This window comes from Terrirhizobium terrae, from assembly GCF_030323265.1.
Lineage (GTDB): Bacteria > Pseudomonadota > Alphaproteobacteria > Rhizobiales > Rhizobiaceae > Neorhizobium.
The window spans coordinates 3,670,829-3,685,865 of sequence record NZ_CP104992.1; the positions used below are offsets into that span (position 1 = coordinate 3,670,829).

At 60.0% G+C, this 15,037-nt stretch carries 17 protein-coding genes and 1 pseudogene; 9 read left to right on the forward strand and 9 right to left on the reverse strand.

The window, feature by feature from the left end; translation table 11 throughout:
* Positions 1 to 83: 83 nt before the first annotated feature.
* Positions 84 to 335, forward strand: a complete 252-nt coding sequence (locus N7E02_RS26145) for a GlsB/YeaQ/YmgE family stress response membrane protein (protein ID WP_286580632.1) — start codon at positions 84 to 86, stop codon at positions 333 to 335.
* A gap of 30 nt (positions 336 to 365) precedes the next feature.
* Here the strand turns inward: N7E02_RS26145 and N7E02_RS26150 are convergent, their stop codons facing one another.
* The 3 genes from N7E02_RS26150 to N7E02_RS26160 all read right to left on the reverse strand — a co-directional run bounded on the left by N7E02_RS26150 (position 366) and on the right by N7E02_RS26160 (position 1,879).
* Positions 366 to 860: a heme-degrading domain-containing protein gene (locus tag N7E02_RS26150; protein WP_286580633.1), complete on the reverse strand. Its 495-nt coding sequence runs from the start codon at positions 858 to 860 to the stop codon at positions 366 to 368.
* Positions 861 to 887: 27 nt separating this feature from the next.
* On the reverse strand, positions 888 to 1,451 hold the full coding sequence (gene msuE, locus N7E02_RS26155; RefSeq protein ID WP_286580636.1) for an FMN reductase: 564 nt from the start codon (positions 1,449 to 1,451) through the stop codon (positions 888 to 890).
* A 131-nt stretch (positions 1,452 to 1,582) separates the two neighbouring features.
* Positions 1,583 to 1,879: a hypothetical protein gene (locus N7E02_RS26160; protein WP_286580638.1), complete on the reverse strand. Its 297-nt coding sequence runs from the start codon at positions 1,877 to 1,879 to the stop codon at positions 1,583 to 1,585.
* Between the two features lie 203 nt (positions 1,880 to 2,082).
* On the opposite strand from N7E02_RS26160, the gene N7E02_RS26165 reads away from it, so the two are divergent.
* Entirely contained in the window at positions 2,083 to 2,709 is a 627-nt protein-coding gene (locus N7E02_RS26165) for a TerC family protein (RefSeq protein WP_286584048.1), read from the forward strand.
* Between the two features lie 31 nt (positions 2,710 to 2,740).
* On the opposite strand, the pseudogene bcp reads toward N7E02_RS26165, so the two are convergent.
* Positions 2,741 to 3,212, reverse strand: a pseudogene (gene bcp / locus N7E02_RS26170) (thioredoxin-dependent thiol peroxidase).
* 111 nt (positions 3,213 to 3,323) lie between these two features.
* On the opposite strand from bcp, the gene N7E02_RS26175 reads away from it, so the two are divergent.
* From N7E02_RS26175 to N7E02_RS26190, 4 genes are all read left to right on the forward strand, one after another.
* Positions 3,324 to 4,157: an AsmA family protein gene (locus N7E02_RS26175; protein ID WP_286580640.1), complete on the forward strand. Its 834-nt coding sequence runs from the start codon at positions 3,324 to 3,326 to the stop codon at positions 4,155 to 4,157.
* A gap of 64 nt (positions 4,158 to 4,221) precedes the next feature.
* Positions 4,222 to 4,659 (forward strand): hypothetical protein, encoded by a 438-nt coding sequence (locus N7E02_RS26180; RefSeq protein ID WP_286580645.1) that lies wholly within the window; start codon positions 4,222 to 4,224, stop codon positions 4,657 to 4,659.
* Positions 4,644 to 5,177 (forward strand): YhdP family protein, encoded by a 534-nt coding sequence (locus N7E02_RS26185; protein WP_286580647.1) that lies wholly within the window; start codon positions 4,644 to 4,646, stop codon positions 5,175 to 5,177. Before N7E02_RS26180 ends, N7E02_RS26185 begins: the two co-directional genes overlap by 16 nt.
* The gene (locus N7E02_RS26190) at positions 5,096 to 6,733 is read left to right on the forward strand and encodes an AsmA-like C-terminal region-containing protein (protein WP_286580648.1); all 1,638 of its coding nucleotides are present in this window, start codon (positions 5,096 to 5,098) and stop codon (positions 6,731 to 6,733) included. The genes N7E02_RS26185 and N7E02_RS26190 overlap by 82 nt, the downstream gene beginning before the upstream one ends.
* Before the next feature lie 70 nt (positions 6,734 to 6,803).
* Here the strand turns inward: N7E02_RS26190 and tyrS are convergent, their stop codons facing one another.
* Positions 6,804 to 8,057, reverse strand: coding sequence for a tyrosine--tRNA ligase (tyrS, locus tag N7E02_RS26195; RefSeq protein ID WP_286580650.1), 1,254 nt, complete (start codon positions 8,055 to 8,057; stop codon positions 6,804 to 6,806).
* A gap of 202 nt (positions 8,058 to 8,259) precedes the next feature.
* Here tyrS and N7E02_RS26200 point away from each other — a divergent pair, with 202 nt between their 5' ends.
* From N7E02_RS26200 to N7E02_RS26210, 3 genes are all read left to right on the forward strand, one after another.
* Entirely contained in the window at positions 8,260 to 9,567 is a 1,308-nt protein-coding gene (locus tag N7E02_RS26200) for a M23 family metallopeptidase (RefSeq protein WP_286580651.1), read from the forward strand.
* Between the two features lie 181 nt (positions 9,568 to 9,748).
* Positions 9,749 to 11,236: a DEAD/DEAH box helicase gene (locus tag N7E02_RS26205; RefSeq protein WP_286580652.1), complete on the forward strand. Its 1,488-nt coding sequence runs from the start codon at positions 9,749 to 9,751 to the stop codon at positions 11,234 to 11,236.
* A gap of 47 nt (positions 11,237 to 11,283) precedes the next feature.
* Positions 11,284 to 11,658 carry an NUDIX domain-containing protein gene (locus N7E02_RS26210; RefSeq protein ID WP_286580653.1) on the forward strand — a complete coding sequence of 125 codons (375 nt, stop codon included), beginning with the start codon at positions 11,284 to 11,286 and terminating at the stop codon, positions 11,656 to 11,658.
* A 189-nt stretch (positions 11,659 to 11,847) separates the two neighbouring features.
* Here N7E02_RS26210 and N7E02_RS26215 read toward each other — a convergent pair whose 3' ends face one another.
* The 4 genes from N7E02_RS26215 to N7E02_RS26230 are packed head-to-tail and all read right to left on the reverse strand — an operon-like array spanning position 11,848 to position 14,854.
* Entirely contained in the window at positions 11,848 to 12,177 is a 330-nt protein-coding gene (locus N7E02_RS26215; protein ID WP_286580655.1) for a TfoX/Sxy family protein, read from the reverse strand.
* A 15-nt stretch (positions 12,178 to 12,192) separates the two neighbouring features.
* A complete protein-coding gene (locus tag N7E02_RS26220; RefSeq protein ID WP_286580657.1) occupies positions 12,193 to 13,827 on the reverse strand; it encodes an NTP transferase domain-containing protein in 1,635 nt (544 codons plus the stop codon).
* Positions 13,824 to 14,528 (reverse strand): XdhC family protein, encoded by a 705-nt coding sequence (locus N7E02_RS26225; protein ID WP_286580660.1) that lies wholly within the window; start codon positions 14,526 to 14,528, stop codon positions 13,824 to 13,826. The genes N7E02_RS26220 and N7E02_RS26225 overlap by 4 nt, the downstream gene beginning before the upstream one ends.
* Complete coding sequence (locus tag N7E02_RS26230) at positions 14,528 to 14,854, reverse strand: XdhC family protein (protein ID WP_286580661.1); 327 nt, start codon at positions 14,852 to 14,854, stop codon at positions 14,528 to 14,530. Before N7E02_RS26230 ends, N7E02_RS26225 begins: the two co-directional genes overlap by 1 nt.
* Positions 14,855 to 15,037: the final 183 nt, after the last annotated feature.

The following is a 15,037-nucleotide window of genomic DNA, read 5'->3' on the forward strand; positions in this document are numbered from 1 at the left end:
AATGTTAGCCCCTGCTGCAAAGCAGTGGAACTTGGGAACATTGTGGCGCGTTAGTTCTCGCAGTGAAAAACGAGGGTAAGGAAATGGAACAAGCAGGTATCGGCTGGATCGCAGCCATCATCATCGGCGGCATCGCAGGATGGCTGGCGGAAAAGTTCATGAAGAGCGACATGGGCGTCTTCATGAACATCATTCTCGGGATCGTCGGCGCAATCGTCGCAAATGCGATCCTCGGCGTCTTCGGCGTCGTTCTGGGCGGCTGGATCGGCTATCTGATCGCGGGCTTCATCGGCGCCTGCATATTGATTGCGGTCGCACGCATGTTCAGGCGTTGACGACCGGCGGATCTACACGACAAGAAGAATTTACTGCGGGAGCGCAAGCTCCCGCTCTTCGTATCCGAGGACGCTCGCAAGTGCTTCCACGACGAGATTATGGTCGTCACGCTGCGGAAGGCCGGAAACGGTCACTGCGCCAATGCAGCCGGCGCCTTTCACAGTGATCGGAAAGCTCCCGCCATGGGCGGCATATTCGGCATCAGGGAGAGCAAACTTCGACTCGAGCGTCGCATCCTGCAGAGCCAGCCTGCGACCCACGGCATAACTCGACTGCAGGAAATGAAGCACGACATTGCGCTTCCGGCGTACCCAGCGCGGATTATCCGGCGTCGAACCGGGCATCGCCGCGTAAAAGACAGGCATGGAATGCAAGCTTATGTCGATCACGACAGGTAGGCCGCGGGTTCTCGCGAGCGCCTGCAGGGCACACCCAAGCTGCCACGCTGTCGATGCATCGAACGCGTCGAAGACAAGCGTCCCTTCCTGTCTCGCGATCAGTTCAATATCCTGTTCAAGCGACATGGCCGTTTCTCCCCGTATTTTGACGCTTTAACCGCGGTCCCTCAGTAGCGCGGGCCGGCTTACGGATACGAATGCGGACAATTCGTCGATCGCAAAACCGATCCGTTCCTGCAGCGGCTGCGCTGTAATCTCCGTGCCCGTAAAATCCCGGCTCGAAGCGTAGATCGCCGTCGGGATCGTGTGCGCCATGAAGAAGCCGAACAGAGGGCGCAGCTGGTGCTCCACCATCAGCGCATGGCGTTCTCCACCGCCTGTTCCTGTAATCAGGATAGGCTTGCCGCGCAGCTGTTCAGGCTCGATCAGGTCGATGAAATGCTTGAACATGCCGGGATAGCTACCCTTATAGGTCGGAGAGCCCATGACGAGAATATCGGCATCGACGACTGCAGAGAGCACGGCCGCAGCATTGCTGTCGAGATCGGCTTGAGACTTGGCATTGCCCAGCGATTTGCCAAGATCTTCCAGGTCGTAAACGGCTTTCGTCAGGCCGTATCTGGCGCTGGCGAGTTCCGCCACATAGTCGACAAGGGCAAACGTCTTGGATGGACGATTGTAGCTGCCCGAGAATCCGACCAGATTGAATTGCGCCATACTCATCCTCCGTTCCTGCCTACCGACATGGATCGGCACTTGCACCGGGGTAACATTTCGGAACGCAGGGGAAAAGCTACCCCTGCCCCGATTTTTGCTGGCAATTGTATCAGCCGCGATATCGGTCTGTTCTATCGGCAGGTGGGGTCCGCGCCCTTCACGCTCGGCACTTCTGCAGTCGGATTAGCATTGGCGTCGGTGCCGGGCAGTTCGCACCGCTCCTCAGGCATCGATTCGCTGTCGCCTGTGCTGCCGGTCGTTGCCGAGCCATCGACGCCCGGCAGGTTCGTATCGGCGGGTTGCTGACCTGGCGCGATGGCCGGCGCGGCCTCGATGATCCTTTGCGTCGCCGTATCGCCACGGGTCTGCGCAAGGGCGGGTGCGGCAAGCGACGCGATGGTCACGAATGCGATGGCAACTCTGATCATGTCATCCTCCATGAGATGGAGAAGAACACCGCTGGCCGATCTTCGTTCCGCCTGCGCATCTGCCCGACTGTGCACTTGCCATGTCGCCATATGGGGCATAACTCCCTGCACAGAACGACGAAGTGTCCATCGCTGCACTGCCTTGGTTTTCGTGTCCCGCCTTTACCAGCAATCCCTCAACTGCCGGAGCCCTCGGCCTCATGATGGAAGTCTTCACAGCAGCCGGCCTTGCCGCGCTTCTTCAGGTCATTGCAATCGATCTCGTGCTCTCCGGTGACAACGCCATCGTCATAGGGCTTGCCACGGCTGGATTGCCGGCAGAGCAGCGCCAGAAGGCGATCATGTTCGGCATTGCGGTAGCGACCGTTCTGCGCATCTGTTTCGCCGCGGCAACGACTTACCTTCTCGGCATTGTCGGCCTTCAGCTGGTCGGCGGCCTGCTGCTTTCCTGGGTCTGCTGGAAAATGTGGTCGGAGCTTCGCCAGGGCGGCGAGGATACTCCTCATGAACTGTCGGCGGGCGCTACGCCCCGCAAGTCCAACCAGAAAACCTTCTTTCAGGCCGCGACACAAATCGTCCTTGCCGATGTCTCGATGTCGCTCGACAACGTGCTGGCCGTCGCCGGCGCGGCGCAGGATCATGTGCCGGTGCTGATCATCGGTCTTGTCGTATCGATCGTGCTGATGGGCGTCGCGGCAAATTTCGTGGCAAAGCTGCTTCACCGATTCCGTTGGATCTCCTATGTAGGTCTTGCGGTGATCGTCTATGTAGCGGCGACCATGATTTATGAAGGTGCGACCGAGGTTTGGCCCTTGATCGCCTCCTCCTGAGAGAACGGAATAGTCTGTGGGCCGCTCGCGCTCACCGCGACAGCGCGCATACCGCCTCCAGCACTTCCTCGGCGTGGCCGGCAACCTTCACCTTCGGCCAGATGCGGGCGATCTTGCCGTCTGCGTCCACCAGGAACGTCGTCCGCTCGATTCCCATATAGGTCTTGCCGTACATGCTCTTCTCTTTCCAGACGCCGTAGCTCTGGCAGACCTCGGTATTCTCGTCCGAGCCGAGCGCGACGGTCAGCTCACGCTTTTTGGTGAAATTGTCATGCCTCTTGACGCTGTCTGCCGATATGCCGACCACGGCTGCACCCTCTCTCGAACTCCGGCAGAAGCTGTGAAAAGGAAATCGCCTCGGTCGTGCAGGCCGGCGTGTCGTCCTTCGGATAGAAGTAAACAACGAACGGCTTGCCCACATAAGCTGCCGAGGAAATCATCGTTCCGTTGTTTCCGGGCAGTTCGAATTCGGGCGCTTTTGCGCCAATTGCGAGATCGGTCATCGGTGTCCTTTCTTTCGCCAGCATCTTGAGAGATTGTCGCCGCAATGGGTATATACTGACATTTGACGCGTCCAGATCAGCGGTGGATGCCAAGGACGAGTTCTGCACTGAATGGCCGAAATTCGCGGAGAGAAGATCAATTTCAGCCGGAAAGATATCGTTCCGCTGCATGACCTTCCGTCTGCGCAGGTCGAAGATCCGATCATCGTTCACTGCCCGCCCCATCGCACCAGATCATGGCGATTCGGCAAGACGGTAGTGCTCTTCGTCATGCTGGTCCTGGTGGCGATCGGAAGCGCCGTCTTCGCCATCGAAGGCGGCATTGTCGATGGCACGCTGACAAACCGCGCCCAGGCAGCACTGAATAATGCCATAGGCCCGCGTTACGTCTCCACGGTCGGCTCGACCGCGATCCGCTTTGATTCGGATTTCCGTATCGCCATCGAGGCGCGTGACGTGGACATAGTCGAGCAGGCAACCGGCGAGCATCTCAGCCGGGCCGGTGCGCTGCGCATGGCGATCGATCCGCTGGCGCTGCTCGGCGGCCGGATCTCGATCAACAATATCGAGGCGCAGTCAATCCGCCTGGAAACAGCTCAGCTCCCTTCTGGCGACCCGATCGCTTTGTCCAAGGTGCGAGTGGACGCGGTACCGCAGCTGCTTGAGCAAGCTTTCCAGCGTCTGGATGAAGCCAGAGGCCTGATCGAACGAACCGGTACCGCCTCCATTCGATTGGCCGGTATCGAGATTGTGCTTCCGGCACCGCCGGGACGCAACCCGACCGTCCTTGAGGTCACCGATCTCAGGCTCGCCCGGACCGAGACAGGTGAAATCGGCGTCGACGGCACAATTACGGTCAACGGCCGCGTTGCAGAATCTGACGGCTGCTTCGAAGACGGTCGACGGCGTCACCGCGGCGCTCTCCGCACGCCTGTCTGGCCTTGAAGTCACGCCCTTCCTGTTACAGAGGACGGACGACGGTTTGCCGAGAGAGGGCCTGGAAAGCTCGTTGGATTTCGACCTCCAGGCCGCCCGCGCCCGTGGTGACGCCCAGCAGCCCGCCATGCAGGCCACCCTCCGCAATGCGCCAGGTCACTTTTATTTCGACGGAATCGAGCAGGATTTCAGCGGCGCCACCATCAACGTCGCCTATGATTTCGACAAGAACTCCATTGAGATCCTGAAATCCGAGGCACGTTTCGGCCCTACCATTCTTCCCTTCACCGGTGCAATCATCGATCTCAACCGATTGAACACCGCGGATGCGAGGCTCGGGTTTGGCCTCGACATTCTGGTCAGTGGCGCGACTGCTGTGGGCGCGACCGATGGCGAACAGCCGGCATTCTTCGATCTCAAAGCGACCGGTCGCTATCTATCCGGGGATCGGCAGCTCGAATTCGACGAGATGGGCCTGTCTAGCCCCTTGGCCACATGGCGGCCTCGCTGAAGGTCAAGTTTGGCGACAAATCACCCGAGATCAGCTTCGGCGGCAAACTGCCGAAATTTCAGGTCACGGGCGTCAAACAGCTCTGGCCCTTCTGGATGGCGCGCAAACCCCGCGACTGGATCATGCAGAATCTATTCGGCGGCGAGTTAACCGACGGCACCATCGCCGTCTTCATTCCGGCCGGGCGCATGAAGGGGCCCGGGATTCCGATGGAACTCGACGGCAACGAACTGCAGATCAGCTTCGACCTCGCCGATTCACGCCTCAATCTACCCGGCGACTTCCCGCCCCTGCGCGATATAAACGCGCGCTTTGCCCTCAAGGGCGAGAATTTGGCGGTGGATTTCAGCAAAGCTGCGACCTACGCCCCTTCCGGCAGGATTGTCACCGTCAATGGCGGTCGTTTTCTCTTCCGAACACGTATGAAAAGCCGCTTATGGCCGACATGGCGCTACAGCTTTCCGGCAATGCCGACGCGGTTACGGAACTCGCCAATTTCGCACCGGTGCGCGCTTTAAGAGGTACAGATTTCAAACCGGAAGACTTCTCTGGTGGCGCCAAGGCCGATATCCAGGCCCGCATTGGCTTGATCAACGACCAGAACCCGCCGAAGCCGACATGGAACGCCCGTATCGCCCTGGAGGGCGTCAATCTGCAGCCTGAGATGGAAGGCCACAAGATTGCCGCTCTGACCGGCTCGCTCGATGTCGATACGCAGGCTGCCCGACTTTCCGCTCGTGGCACGATCGACGAGGTGCCTGCCGATATTACGCTGACGGAACCGGTTGACGCGAATTCGACCGTCAAGCGCGAGCGGATCATCAAGGCAAGCCTGGATAATCAGCAGCGCGAAAAGCTTGTGCCGGGCCTCTCCGATATCGTCAACGGCACGATTGTCGCTGAGCTAACCCGCGTCGACGAAAAGCGTCAGGCAGTCACGCTGGATCTCACCCGCGCTGTTCTCACAGCACCGATGATCGGTTGGACGAAAGGCAGCGGGATTGGGGCAAAGGCCCAATTCAATGTCGTGACCGGCGACGCGAAACAGACCGACATCCGCGACTTTCAGCTTTCGGGCGACAGTTTTGGTGCGAGGGGCGAATTCCAGCTGTCGGGAGGCAGCCTTTCGACAGCCAGTCTGACACGAGTCCAGCTTTCCCCAGCGGACAATTACAGCGTCGTGGTCAAGCGCGCCTCAGGTGCCTACGACGTTTCCATCAACGGCGAGAGCGTTGATATCAGGCCACTGATCACCAGGATGCGCGCCGGCGACGACAAGGGTACGGGCGGCAGTGGTGGTAGCGGTAAAGGGGATAGCACCACCTTGCGCGCCAAGGTTGATCGGGCAGTCGGTTTCAATGACGAAGCTCTGTCCAACGTCAACGTCGCGTTTTCAATGCGTGGCGACACCATATCGCGGGCCGATATCACGGCAGTCACGGGTAGCGGACAGGCGCTGGTGAGCGAGATGACCCGCGGAGATACGATCTCGGTCACCAGCGGAGACGCCGGCGCGATCGTACGCTTCGCCGATCTTTACGACAATCTGCGCGGCGGCCTTTTGAACCTCAAGCTGAAGGCCCGCGGCGACGACTGGGACGGGGCTGTCGATATCCGCAGTTTCGCCATCAATAATGAAGAACGCCTGCAGTCGCTGGTATCAACGCCCGTGGGGCAGAATGGCCAGAGCCTGAACTCGGCGGTCAAGCGCGACATCGACGTCAGCTCCGCACGGTTTCAGCGGGCCTATGCCTCGCTCGTCTATCGCAACGGCGCCCTCGGCGTGGCCAACGGCGTGGTCCGCGGCGAGCAGATCGGCGCGACCTTCCAGGGCACGGTTCGCGATGCCAGCGGCGCCATGGACCTGACCGGCACATTCATGCCCGCCTATGGCCTGAACCGCCTGTTCGGCGAACTCCCACTGATCGGCGCCATCCTTGGTAATGGCAGGGATCGCGGACTGCTGGGCATCACCTTCAAGATGCAGGGACCGTTCGACAAGCCGAAGCTCTCGGTCAATCCGCTGTCGATCATCGCGCCCGGTGTCTTCCGGCAGATCTTCGAGTTCCAGTAATCGCACCCATCAATGAAAAAAGGCCGCGCTGAGGCGGCCTTTCCAATAATTTAGATTGCTTGTCGTTTGATCAGACCGGGCGCACCAGGATGTGCTTCTTCTTCCCGAGCGACAGCTTGATGACGCCATCGGCCGTGACTTCGCCGGTCCCGATCACCTTGCGCTCATCCGAGACGGCAACGTCGTTGATACGCACAGCGCCGCCCTGAACGTGACGGCGGGCTTCGCCATTCGACGACGCGAGACCTGCCTTGACGATCAGTGCCAAGAGGCCGATGCCGGCTTCCAGTTCAGCGGCAGCGACTTCGATCGATGGCAGGTTATCGGCCAGCGCACCTTCTTCGAAGGTCTTGCGAGCGGTTTCGGCGGCCTTCTCTGCATTCTCGCGACCGTGCAGCATGGCGGTGACCTCGGTGGCGAGGATCTTCTTCACCTCATTGAGCTCCGAACCGCCGAGCGCGGAAAGTCGTGCGATCTCGTCCATCGGCAGCGTGGTGTAGAGCTTGAGGAAGCGCGACACATCGGCATCCTCGGTGTTGCGCCAGTACTGCCAGAAATCATAGGCCGACAGCATATCCGGGTTGAGCCACACGGCGCCGTTCATCGACTTGCCCATCTTGGCGCCGGATGACGTGGTCAGCAGCGGCGAAGTCAGCGCATAGAGCTGCGGCGTCCCCATGCGGTGACCGAGGTCGATGCCGTTGACGATGTTGCCCCACTGGTCGGAACCGCCCATCTGCAGCCGCACGTCATAACGCTTGTTGAGCTCGACGAAGTCATAGGCCTGGAGGATCATGTAGTTGAATTCCAGGAAGGACAGAGACTGCTCGCGGTCGAGACGCGTCTTGACGCTATCGAAGGACAGCATCCGGTTTACCGAGAAATGACGGCCGACATCGCGCAGGAATTCGAGATAATTCAAGCCGCGCAGCCAGTCGGCATTGTTGATCATCAGCGCGTCTTGCGAACCCTCGCCGTAGTTCAGGTAGCTGGCGAAGACACGCTTGATCGAGGCGATATTGCTCTCGATCGTGTCCACCGTCATCAATTGGCGCGCATCATCCTTGAACGAAGGGTCGCCGACCATGCCGGTGCCGCCGCCCATCAGCGATATGGGACGATGGCCGGTCTTCTGCATCCAGTGCAGCATCATGATCTGGATCAGTCCGCCGGCGTGCAGGCTGGGCGCGGTCGGATCAAACCCGATATAGGCCGTCACGGTTTCCTTGGCGAACAGTTCGTCGAGACCTGCCTCGTCGGAGATCTGGTGAATGAAGCCGCGCTCGTCGAGCGTGCGAAGGAAATCGGACTTGAACCTGGACATCTCTTTACTCTGTGGATGTGTTTTGACTGCGAGAGCGCAACTAGCACCGTTTCAGGTGATAATCACTCCAAAAGTGATGATATTTCGCGGGCGTGGAACTCCGCGTGGCAAAGGGGGCGCCTAAATAAGCGTTCGTTAACCTTAAGGATGTGTAATCGCACCGGACAAGCATCGGAATTGACTCGTCTTTCAGGAGCAGCACGTGGCGCAGGGTGCCGGAAACAAGGTCTTTGGCAAACGCACCCAGCAGCATGTCCTGATTCTGGCGAGCGGCGACAAGATCAGGCATCTGACGCTGCGCCCCTGGATGGTCGCCCTCGCCTTCTGCTTTGCGGGCGTGACCATGATCGGATATCTCGGCGCCACCTCCTATCTCGTCATTCGCGATGACCTGATCGGCGCGACGATCGCCCGTCAGGCGCGCATGCAGCACGATTACGAGGATCGGATCGCAGCGCTGCGGGCGCAGCTCGACCGCATCACCTCCCGTCAGCTTCTCGATCAGCAGGTCGTCGAGAAAAAAGTGGAAAAGCTTCTGGAACAGCAGGACGCGATCTTCTCCCGTCATGGGAAACTCGGCTCGCTTCTCGATCGCGCGGAACAATCCGGGCTGGACGCCCCGCTGACGGCGCCGGCCGCCTACGCTCCTGCCGACGACGGCAAGCGCGCATCCTTGAGCGGCGGCTCGGCTGCCATTGCAGGCCTTCTCGCTGGCACCTCAAACGCGAGCCCTCTGAATGCCGCATCCATTATCGGCGAAACCAGCCTCCGCGAAGGCGCAGCAGACCGGGCCGACCGCATCTTTTCCAAGGTGACACTTTCGCTCAAGACACTCGAAAGCCAGCAGCTGGCGAAGATCGCCAACCTGACGACGGGCGCTTCCGCGACGGCTGATGCGATTACGGCGATCATCAAGCGCAGCGGCGTGGCGGTCGAGCAGGTTGCCGATGCAGGCGGGGCGGCAGAGGCCGAAGAAGGTGTCGGCGGACCCTATGTGGCGCCGGAGCTCGGTGAAAGCCGTTTTGATTCATCCCTGGGAGAACTCGACGCGGCACTGACCCGCCTCGAGAGCGTGCGCGAAACCGCGCGTGACCTTCCCTTCTCCAACCCTGCTCCCGGCCACGGCATTTCCAGCCGATTCGGCAACCGCATGGATCCGTTTCTAGGCAGGCTCGCACTGCATGCCGGCATCGATTTCCAGGCGCGCACGGGCGATGACGTGAAAAGCACCGGCGCCGGAACTGTCGTCGCAGCAGGTCCATCCGGGGGCTACGGCAACATGGTCGAAATAGACCACGGCCACGGCATCTCCACCCGCTATGGGCACATGTCGAGGATCCTCGTCAGCGTCGGCGACAAGGTGGAAACCGGCGATGTCGTCGGCCGCGCGGGTTCAACGGGCAGGTCCACGGGACCGCATGTTCACTATGAAGTTCGCCGCAACGGCATGGCTGTCGATCCGATGCGCTTCCTCAACGCCGGAATGAAACTGACCTCTTATCTTGAATGACTGGCGGGCATTTTCTGCGGCCAATCGCCGCCTGATTGCTTTCATTCACCAAAAAGACCTTGAGCAGGCCCGGTTTTCTTGACTTTCGGGCTTTTTGGTCATATGTCGCGCCCTGTTGTCGCCCCAATTCTGCGTGCCGACGAGTTGTGTTCTCCTTGAATGGAACGGAAACGTATTTCCTTTGACCACTTTTGCTGATCTTGGCCTGAGCCAGAAAGTACTCTCCGCCGTCACGGATGCCGGCTATACAACGCCGACTCCGATCCAGGCCGGAGCGATCCCGCATGCCCTGCAGCGCCGCGATATTTGCGGCATCGCGCAGACGGGCACCGGCAAGACGGCATCCTTCGTGCTGCCCATGCTGACGCTTCTGGAAAAGGGTCGTGCCCGGGCACGTATGCCGCGCACGCTGATTCTTGAGCCGACGAGAGAGCTCGCTGCACAGGTCGCGGAAAACTTCGACAAGTACGGCAAGAATCACAAGCTGAACGTGGCGCTCTTGATCGGCGGCGTGTCCTTCGATGAGCAGGATCGCAAGCTCGAACGTGGCGCAGACGTTCTGATCTGCACGCCCGGTCGCCTTCTCGACCATTGCGAGCGCGGCAAGCTGCTGATGACCGGCGTCGAAATTCTGGTCATCGACGAAGCCGACCGCATGCTCGACATGGGCTTCATCCCGGATATCGAGCGCATCGCAAAGATGATCCCGTTTACCCGTCAGACCCTGTTCTTCTCGGCCACCATGCCGCCGGAGATTCAGAAACTGGCCGACCGGTTCCTGCAGAACCCGGAACGTGTCGAGGTCGCCAAGCCGTCCTCCACGGCAAAGACGGTCACGCAGCGTCTCGTCTCATCGCACAACAAGGACTATGAGAAGCGCGCCGTGCTGCGCGACCTCATCAAGACCCAGGACGACCTGAAGAACGGCATCATCTTCTGCAATCGCAAGAAGGACGTCGCCGACCTCTTCCGTTCTCTCGAGCGTCACGGCTTTTCGGTGGGCGCTCTGCATGGCGACATGGACCAGCGTTCCCGCACGACCATGCTGGCCAATTTCAAGGACAATAACATCACGTTGCTGGTGGCATCCGATGTCGCGGCTCGTGGTCTTGATATCCCGGACGTCAGCCATGTCTTCAATTTCGACGTGCCGATCCACGCGGAAGACTATGTCCACCGCATCGGCCGTACCGGCCGCGCCGGACGTTCGGGCAAGGCATTCACCTTGGTAACGCGCGCCGACACGAAATACCTCGATGCGATCGAGAAGCTTATCGGCGAAAAGATCGAATGGCTGAACGGCGACATTTCCGCCCTACCCGCCCCCATGGAAAGCCATGATCAGGACCGCGGCCGCAAGGGCCGTGAACGTGGTCGGGATCGCAATCGTGGCGGTCGCCAGGAGCAGGCGGTTTCCCAGGAAAAGCAGACAGTCGCGGAAGAAACGAGCGTGGAAGCAGTGCAGGAAAACAAGAGATCCGATCGTCGTCCTGAAAAGCGCGATCAGGTTGCCAACAACGGCAATCGTGACCGCCGCCCCAACTCGGCCAACAACGACAACCGTGATCGCCGCCGCCACCGCGACCACGACGACGGCCCGACCCCGGTAGGTTTCGGCGATGATATCCCGGCCTTCATGCTGATCGTTGCAAACGCCGTAAAAGCGTGACGCAAAACGCTCTGCCCGGACAGGACTACCCCGGAATAGGCGTCGGCTTGATCATCCGTCGCGAGGACGGGCGGGTTCTTATGTGCCGGCGCCTCAAAGCTCCCGAGGCAGGCCATTGGAGCATTGTTGGCGGCAAGATCGACCTTATGGAACGTGCTGCCGATGCTGCCCGGCGGGAGGCAGAGGAGGAGACCGGTCTGCAAATCGGCCAGGTCAACTTTGTCGGCGTGGTCGAGGCGATCCTTGGGCAGGAAGATCAGCACTGGGTTTCGCTCATCTACCTCACCGAGAACTTCGGCGGTGAGCCGCGGCTAACAGAGCCGGACAAACACTCCGATCTACAGTGGATCGACATCGATCACCTACCGCAGCCATTGTCGGTGTTCGCAAGACAAGCACTTGAACAATTGAACGCCAAATGAAAAAGCCGTCCTGGATGTCCAGGACGGCCTTGCCTTGATGAAAATCGCTTGCGAGTATCGTCGGATGCTGTCGTCGGCCCAACCGTAGCTGAACCACATCCCCCATTACCCGTGAAAGATACTCGCGCTGCAGCATTCTGCGCAATACGCGAAATCTTGCACTTGCGGCAATTAAATTGAGTGCTGCAATCAGCTTTGCTGCCGAGGCGCGCGCATTGCGGCTTCAAAGGCGAGAACCACCCACTTGCGCATCTCGTCCGGGTCATCCAGTGCTTCGTCCGGGATTGACCAATAGGGCATCAGCACCGGCTTGCCCTTCTTGCCTTCATAGGCCCATTGCCTGGCCCCCGCGTCCTCGAACGCCGAGGCGCTGGTGGCATCGGCCTTGAGCATGACCTCGTCCCGAAGGTCGATCGCGATGATCAGCCCCTGGTGATAGATACCCTTGCCGCCGAACATCCGCTTGATGGTGACGGGACCGAGGCCTTCGAACATTTCTTCTATCGCAGCGTTGTCCATCCCCTACTCCCCGGGTCATTCCTTCAGAACCCCGCCAGCCGCGATGACGGCCTCGGGTGTGTCGACATCGATATGTGCCGCCGGACCTATATCGACATCGACCACGGGAAGGCCCGAATTCTCGATGATCGCTCTCGCGCCGATATCGCCCTGGAGGCTTAGCACGGCGGCATAGGTCGAACGTGGCAATATGATTGGATTTCCGCGTTTCCCTTCGAACACCGAGCGCACGATCGCTTGGCCGCCCTCCTCACGAAATGCCCGCACCAGCGAGGAAATCTGCTCGGCCGAGACTGCCGGCATGTCTGCAAGCATCACCAGTACGCCGTCATGCCTGGCCACAGCATCGTCCGAAAAGCCGCAGACCAGCGAACTCGCCATGCCGCTTTCGTAATCCGGATTGAACCGGATGCCGAGATCGAGCCCGGACAATGCCTGCTCCATCTCTGCCCGCCGATATCCTGTGACGGCAACCACCGAGGCCAGATCCGACTGCAGCAAGACCTGCGCCGAGCGCCGCACCAACGGAATGCCATCGAATTCCGCCAGCAGCTTGTGCGGCCCGCCGGCTCCCATCCGCCGCGCCTGGCCGGCGGCAAGAAGCACACTGCCGACGGCGATCGGTCTGTCGCCATCCCCATCTCCATCCCGTGGCCTTGGCCTGGTCGGTATTTCCATCAGCAGGCCTCCGACACCCATGCCGGTAATGTCGGCATCCGTCACCGTCTCGCCAACCATGATGCGGTTCAGGATCCAGTCGAAACCGTTTTCCTTGGGCGAGCGGGCGCAACCGGGTGCTCCGAGTACAGGCACTTTGCCGATACGGCCGATCACGATGAGATTGCCGGGATCCACCGGCATTCCGACGCGCTCGACTACCCCGCCGGCAGTGCGGATTGCCGCAGGAATGACGTCCTCCGGATCAGCAACAGCGGAAGCCCCGAACACGACAATCATAGCCGGCTCATTAATTTGCGTTTTCGTAAACTGCTGTAACTGTTCGGCTACTGCGCCTCTGACATGGGGCACGCGCACTTCATTGACGAGCCGGCTACCGGACACGGCAAGGCGTTGCGCAAGAAGCTTGGCCGTCCGGTCCATCACCGACGGCTTGAGAGACGGCAGCTCGGTCGCGATCAATGTCACCAATCGGGGACAGTAAGGTTTCACCTCGAAAGGCGTCGCATCGCGCAACAGGTTGGCTGCCTCCCTCACCCGCTCGCGGGCAACGGAAAGCGGAATGATTTTGATCGTCGCGACCATGTCGCCGGCTTTGATCGCCACGTGATCCGCCAAACAGGCCATGGTAATTGCCGAATCTATGCGGTTCAATGCGTCGACGACCGCCTTGTTGGCCACGAAAAGCCCGTCCAGGCGGGCGTAGATATTCACCCGTCCGGTCGTGGCTTCGGAGAAGCGGAGATGATCGAGCTCAATCGCATTTGCGATCTGCGCTGCCGCATCGTCTTCGCCAAGATCATCGGCTTCGAGCTTTACCGCGACAACCGATCGTACGCCGGCATCTCGCAGACGCAACAGGTCATCTGCCCCAAGCACGCGTCCCTTGGGCAAACGCCCCTGCTTTAGGCGAATGGAATGGGCGAGCATTGCGCCTTCGGCATCATCGATCTCGAAGTCGCCATATCTCATGCGCGCATTCCGCCATCAGAGAGATCTCTCTTGCGAAAGGCGGCGACGATCTCGGCAAGTGTTGCAACGGCAATCTCGGCCGGACTGGCGGCACCGATATCAAGCCCGATCGGCGCAGCAATGCGAGCGACCTGCTCCTCGCTTCGGCCCATCCCGATCAATCTCTCCACACGCTTTGCATGGGTCTTGCGACTGCCGAGAGCGCCGACATAGAAACAGTTCGCCTTCAAGGCTTCGGACAAGGGAATGTCGTCGATATTCGGATCGTGGGTAAAGGCCGCAACAGCTGTGTATGCATCGAATGGCTCGCTCTTCAGCACATCCTCCGGCCAGTCCGCCACCACGCGCGTGCCCGAGAATCGCTCCTCGGTCGCAAACGCCGTTCGCGGATCCATGATCATCAAGTCATAGCCGGCAATCGGCGCCATTCGCGCCAGCGCCTGACTGATATGGACCGCGCCGATCACGACGATCCTCGGCGGTGGCAGATGGGGGTTGATGAAATAGTTCGCGTCGTCACGCTCTATCGTCACCGCCTTGCCGCTGCGCATGGCATTGATGATCTCATCTGACAGGGCCGAGGCAGGAATTGCCCCTTCCACGACGACGTCGACACTTTCAGTGGAAAGGTTCGTCACCACAACCGCTGCCTTGCGGGCTGTGCGGGCCGCATTCAGTGCCACCAGCGTTTCTAGCCGCATCAGGCAAGCCTTTCGACGCGAACGCGAATACGCCCGCCGCAACTGAGCCCGACACGCCACGCGGTCTCGTCGGCGACGCCGAATTCCAGCATGCGCGGCTCTCCAGAACCGATGACATCGAGCGCTTCGGTAATCACGGCACCTTCCACACAGCCACCGGAGACAGAACCCTCGAAATTGCCCTCGCCGTCGATCACGAGACAGCTTCCGGCTGGACGTGGCGCAGAGCCCCAGGTTTCGATCACCGTCGCGATCGCCACATCCCGTCCGGCTTCGCGCCAATGCTGTGCAGTCAGCAACGGATCCAGGGCGTCGACTGGGTTCATGACAATATCCTTACGGGAAATGGCGGATTGATCACATCTGAAATGGTGACTGCATCGGAAAACTGCCAGAGCGGTCAGCAGATTTTGATCACCAAATTACGGAAATCATTCACTTGATGATCCATCTCATCATCCGCTGGCCGTCACCGACGTATTACATCCGCAAAAGACTTTGACGCCTTT